The 4,423-nt window shown below is 72.5% G+C and carries 6 protein-coding genes and 1 pseudogene; 4 read left to right on the top strand and 3 right to left on the bottom strand.

What is annotated here, in order from left to right:
* Positions 1–287, top strand: a 287-nt coding sequence (locus H5J29_RS22365; RefSeq protein WP_220187778.1) for a hypothetical protein, incomplete at its 5' end; no start/stop codon positions are given.
* Between the two features lie 97 nt (positions 288–384).
* Here H5J29_RS22365 and H5J29_RS22360 read toward each other — a convergent pair.
* Complete coding sequence (locus tag H5J29_RS22360) at positions 385–1,557, bottom strand: fumarylacetoacetate hydrolase family protein (RefSeq protein ID WP_181783003.1); 1,173 nt, start codon at positions 1,555–1,557, stop codon at positions 385–387.
* Between the two features lie 29 nt (positions 1,558–1,586).
* Positions 1,587–1,976, bottom strand: a complete 390-nt coding sequence (locus H5J29_RS22355) for a DUF3224 domain-containing protein (RefSeq protein ID WP_181783002.1) — start codon at positions 1,974–1,976, stop codon at positions 1,587–1,589.
* A 116-nt stretch (positions 1,977–2,092) separates the two neighbouring features.
* Here H5J29_RS22355 and H5J29_RS22350 point away from each other — a divergent pair, with 116 nt between their 5' ends.
* Genes H5J29_RS22350 through H5J29_RS22340 form a run of 3 tightly spaced genes read left to right on the top strand, consistent with a single transcriptional unit; the run spans position 2,093 to position 4,083 of the window.
* Positions 2,093–2,311: an FDXHR family putative zinc-binding protein gene (locus H5J29_RS22350; RefSeq protein WP_312858360.1), complete on the top strand. Its 219-nt coding sequence runs from the start codon at positions 2,093–2,095 to the stop codon at positions 2,309–2,311.
* A 48-nt stretch (positions 2,312–2,359) separates the two neighbouring features.
* Positions 2,360–3,448 carry an S-(hydroxymethyl)mycothiol dehydrogenase gene (locus H5J29_RS22345; protein WP_181783004.1) on the top strand — a complete coding sequence of 363 codons (1,089 nt, stop codon included), beginning with the start codon at positions 2,360–2,362 and terminating at the stop codon, positions 3,446–3,448.
* Positions 3,448–4,083, top strand: a complete 636-nt coding sequence (locus tag H5J29_RS22340) for an MBL fold metallo-hydrolase (RefSeq protein ID WP_181783001.1) — start codon at positions 3,448–3,450, stop codon at positions 4,081–4,083. The genes H5J29_RS22345 and H5J29_RS22340 overlap by 1 nt, the downstream gene beginning before the upstream one ends.
* 58 nt (positions 4,084–4,141) lie before the next feature.
* On the opposite strand, the pseudogene H5J29_RS22335 reads toward H5J29_RS22340, so the two are convergent.
* Positions 4,142–4,423, bottom strand: a pseudogene (locus H5J29_RS22335) (MFS transporter); the annotation flags it as partial.

The following is a 4,423-nucleotide window of genomic DNA, read 5'->3' as shown; positions in this document are numbered from 1 at the left end:
CCCGGTCCGCCGCGCTCAACGGGCTCACGGTGCACGCCGAGGCGCTGAGCTGGTGCGACGTAGCGGGTGACTGGGACCTCGTCCTGGCCGCGGACGTGCTCTACGGGCACCGCAACGTCGTCGAGCTGGGCGAGGTGCTCCCCCGCCTCGCCCCGCAGGTGTGGCTGACCGACCCCGGCCGCCCACTGGCCGCGGAGTTCCTCGCCGCGGCCCGCCCGACCTGGACCCACACCGCCGCGCCCACCGACCGCTCCGGCGTGACCCTGCACCGCCTCCACCGAGCGTGAGGGCCTGATGATCATGGCCGGTGGAGATCATCACGCCCTGACGCAGGATTCTGCATGATCATCCGAGCCTCAGGGCCTGATGATCACCGCGGTGGGGTCAGGGCATGACGGTGCCGTGGACCTCGCCCAGGGAGAACCTGCTGCCGTCGGCGCGCGGTGCGCTGGCCACGATGGACACCTCGTCGCCGTCGTTGAGGTAGTGGCGGGTGGTGCCGTCGGAGAGGGCGAACTCGTCCCGCCCGCCCCACGTGTACTCCAGCAGGCAGCCGCGCTGGTCGCGGCGCGGGCCGGAGATCGTGCCGGAGCCGAGCAGGTCGCCGGGCCGGATCGGGGCGCCGCCCGAGGTCAGGTGCGCGACGAGCTGGGCGGCGGTCCAGTACAGGTCCGCGGCCGACGGGGTGGAGATCCGCTCGCCGTCCAGTCGCACCTCGAGGGTGAGGTCCAGCCCGCGGTCCGCCTTCCCCAGCAGGTAGGGCAGCGGCTGCGGGTCCCGCTCGGGGGGATCGACCCAGGCCCCGGCCAGCTCGTCGAGCGGGGTGATCCACGCCGAGACGGAGGTGGCGAAGGACTTGCCCAGGTGCGGGCCGAGCGGTCGGGACTCCCAGGCCTGGATGTCGCGGGCGGACCAGTCGTTGAGCAGCACGACGCCGAAGACGTGGTCGAGCGCCTCCTCGACCGGCACCGGCCCGTTGCTCGCCCCGCCCAGGACGAAGCCGAGCTCGGCCTCGAAGTCCAGCGCGCGCGTCGGGCCGAAGTCGCCCGGGCCGCGCTGGCCGCGCGGTCGGACCACCGGACTGCCGCTGACCTGCACGGTTCCCGCCCGGCCGTGGTACCCGACGGGGAGGTGGCGCCAGTTCTCGCTGAGCCCCGCGCCGGGTCGCATGATCGCCGACGCGTTCTCCGCGTGCTGCTCGCAGGCGAAGAAGTCGACGTAGTCCGCCACGGTGAAGGGCAGCACCGGGACCACGCCCGCGTGCGGCAACACGTAGGGCGCCAGCCGTTCCGGATCCGCGGACCAGGCGCCGAGCCACTCCCAGACCTCCCGCCAGGCGGTCCGTCCGGCGGCGAGCAGGTCGTCGAGGCTGGGCGCGCCGAGCAGACCCGGATAGGGCCCGCTGTGCGCCGCCGCCAACGTCCCGACGTCCACGTACGCCGTGCCCACCGGGGCCACGATCCGCGACGGCCCCGGCCTGCCGGACCCCGCGACCACCCCCAGCGCCGTGCCCAGCGGCGGGTCCGGAGGGAGCAGGTCGGCGGCGGTCCCGGTCATGCCGGGCACCGTACCGCCGCACCGCCCGCTCACAAGCCGTACTCGAACTCCCAGGTGTGCTCGCCCGCAGGCGAGCGGTCGATCTGCATCGTCCCGGTGAGGCCCGCGAGCTCGCCGGTCCCCGAACCCGGGACCACGGCGACCGTCATCGTGCCGCCCGTGGCGTCCCCGCTCGCGACGTGGGACAGCACGAACGTGCCCTTCCGCCCGTCGACCGCCACCTCCAGCCGCTCGATGCCGACGTACGCCGCACTCCCGGACGCCGTGCTCACCGTGATCAGCTCCGCGGAGCTCTCCCCCACGATCCCGCCGCTCCAGACCTTCGCGTTGCTGACCCGCGCGTACGTCTCGCCCCCGGCCTCCGCGTAGACCGTGTCGACCCAGGTGGGGAGCTCGAAACCACCGCTCGTGTGCGTCATGGGGCGATCGTCGCGCCTCCCCGCCGCGCTCGACTTGGACTTATGCGACAGCACGTGGCGCAGATCGCGATCACCGGGGTCGTTCCTGTCGGTGTCGACCCGTAGCCTCACGCGCCGTGGGCGAGCTGATCCGGATGACCTGTTGCGGATCGACGTGGGTCGGCGCCGACCGGGCGCACTGCTGCCGCCGGTTCGCCGGCTGCGGCGAGGTGTTCGACGACGCGGGCCTGTTCGACGGCCACCGCCGCCGGGGCGGCTGTGTGGATCCGCGCACGTTGGACCTGGTCCAGACGAAGAACGGTATCTGGCTGCGCCCCCTCGATCTCGCCGGGTGACCCATGAAAGGGTCGTTATGCATCGGCGAGACCAAGGAGTGAGTGAGCATGGCGCAAGAGGTCCGCGGGGTCGTGTCCCTGGAGAAGGGCAAGCCGGTCTCCGTCGAGACGATCGTGGTGCCGGACCCGGGTCCGGGCGAGGCCGTCGTCCAGGTCCAGGCCTGCGGGGTCTGCCACACCGACCTGCACTACCGCGAGGGCGGCATCAACGACGAGTTCCCGTTCCTGCTGGGCCACGAGGCCGCGGGGATCGTGGAGTCCGTCGGCGAGGGCGTCACCGAGGTCGCGCCCGGGGACTTCGTGATCCTCAACTGGCGCGCGGTCTGTGGGCAGTGTCGGGCGTGTCTGAAGGGCAAGCCCTGGTACTGCTTCAACACCCACAACGCCACCCAGAAGATGACGCTCACCTCGGGCCAGGAGCTCTCCCCGGCGCTGGGGATCGGGGCGTTCGTGGAGAAGACCCTGGTCGCCGCGGGGCAGTGCACCAAGGTGAACCCGGCCGCGACGCCGCAGGTCGCCGGGCTGCTCGGCTGCGGCGTGATGGCCGGCATCGGGGCGGCGATCAACACCGGCGGCATCGGCCGGGGCGACTCCATCGCCGTCATCGGCTGCGGCGGGGTGGGGGACGCGGCCATCGCCGGTGCCCAGCTCGCAGGCGCGTCGACGATCATCGCGGTGGACCGGGACGACCGGAAGCTGGAGTGGGCGAAGGGCTTCGGCGCCACCCACACGATCAACGCCTCGGCAGGCGACCCGGTGGAGGCGATCAAGGAGCTGACCGGCGGGTTCGGCGCGGACGTGGTGGTCGACGCCGTCGGGCGGCCGGAGACCTGGAAGCAGGCCTTCCTCGCCCGCGACCTGGCCGGGACCGTGGTGCTCGTCGGGGTGCCCACGCCGGACATGATCGCCCCCGAGCTGCCGCTCATCGAGTACTTCGGCCGCGGTGGGGCGCTGAAGTCGTCCTGGTACGGGGACTGCCTGCCCAGCCGCGACTTCCCGATGCTGGTCGACCTGCACCTGCAGGGCCGGCTGCCGCTGGAGAAGTTCGTGTCCGAGGAGATCGGGCTCGAGGACATCGAGTCCGCCTTCGACAAGATGCACAAGGGCGACGTGCTGCGTTCGGTCGTGGTGCTCTGATGCCCCCGAAGGGCCCGATCGACCACGTCGTGACCTCCGGGACGTTCTCCCTCGACGGCGGCACCTGGGAGGTCGACAACAACGTCTGGGTGGTGGGGGACGAGAACGAGGTCCTCGTCATCGACGCGGCGCACGACCCGGAGAAGATCGGCGCCGCGATCGGCGGCCGCCGGGTCGTCGCCGTGGTGTGCACCCACGCACACGACGACCACGTGAACCAGGCCCCGCGCCTGGCGGACACCTTCAACGCGCCGATCCTGCTCAACCCGGCCGAGGCCCCGCTGTGGGAGATGACCCACCCGGAGCGCAAGCCGGACCAGGAGATCAGCGACGGCCAGGTGATCACCGCGGGTGGGATCTCGCTGAAGGCGCTGGTCACGCCGGGTCACTCACCGGGCTCGACGTGTCTCTACTCCCCCGAGCTGGGCGTCGTCTTCACCGGCGACACCCTGTTCGCGGGCGGCCCGGGGGCCACGGGCCGGTCGTACTCGAGCTTCGACACGATCATCGACTCGATCCGCGGCACCCTGCTGCCGCTGCCGGGCGACACCATCGTCCGCACGGGCCACGGCGACAGCACCACCGTCGGCGCCGAGGCCCCGCACCTCGAGGAGTGGATCACCCGCGGCCACTGACCACCCCTCTGAGCGAACGGCACTCTGGCTCAGACCTACTGAGCGAGCGTGCCGTTCGCTACTTCCTCGGGCGGCGGGTGAGCGGGCTGGTCGCCACGAGGAGCAGTGCGGCGGTGGCGAAGGCGGCGCGGAAGCCGAAGGGTTGCGCGATCGCCCCGAGACCGGTGGCCCCGGCGCCGGTGCCGGCGTCGAAACCGATGTTCCAGGCGGCGCTCGCGGCGCCGTAGCGGGCAGGTCCGGCGGCGGCGAACAGCGAGACCAGCGAGTCGTTCTGCACCAGCCCGAACCCGAAGCCGACGGCGAGGGCCCCCGGCACCAGCAGCCACGGGCTCTGGCCGAC

The organism is Pseudonocardia pini (genome assembly GCF_013870575.1).
Taxonomy (GTDB): Bacteria; Actinomycetota; Actinomycetes; order Mycobacteriales; family Pseudonocardiaceae; genus Pseudonocardia; species Pseudonocardia pini.
This window is presented reverse-complemented; position numbering and strand designations above follow the sequence as displayed.

Bases quoted from the DNA above. Each gene is read 5' to 3' on its own strand.
- H5J29_RS22355 (WP_181783002.1), bottom strand. From the start codon at position 1,976: ATGACGCACACGAGCGGTGGTTTCGAGCTCCCCACCTGGGTCGACACG.
- H5J29_RS22340 (WP_181783001.1), top strand. From the start codon at position 3,448: ATGCCCCCGAAGGGCCCGATCGACCACGTCGTGACCTCCGGGACGTTC.
- H5J29_RS22360 (WP_181783003.1), bottom strand. From the start codon at position 1,557: ATGACCGGGACCGCCGCCGACCTGCTCCCTCCGGACCCGCCGCTGGGC.
- H5J29_RS22345 (WP_181783004.1), top strand. From the start codon at position 2,360: ATGGCGCAAGAGGTCCGCGGGGTCGTGTCCCTGGAGAAGGGCAAGCCG.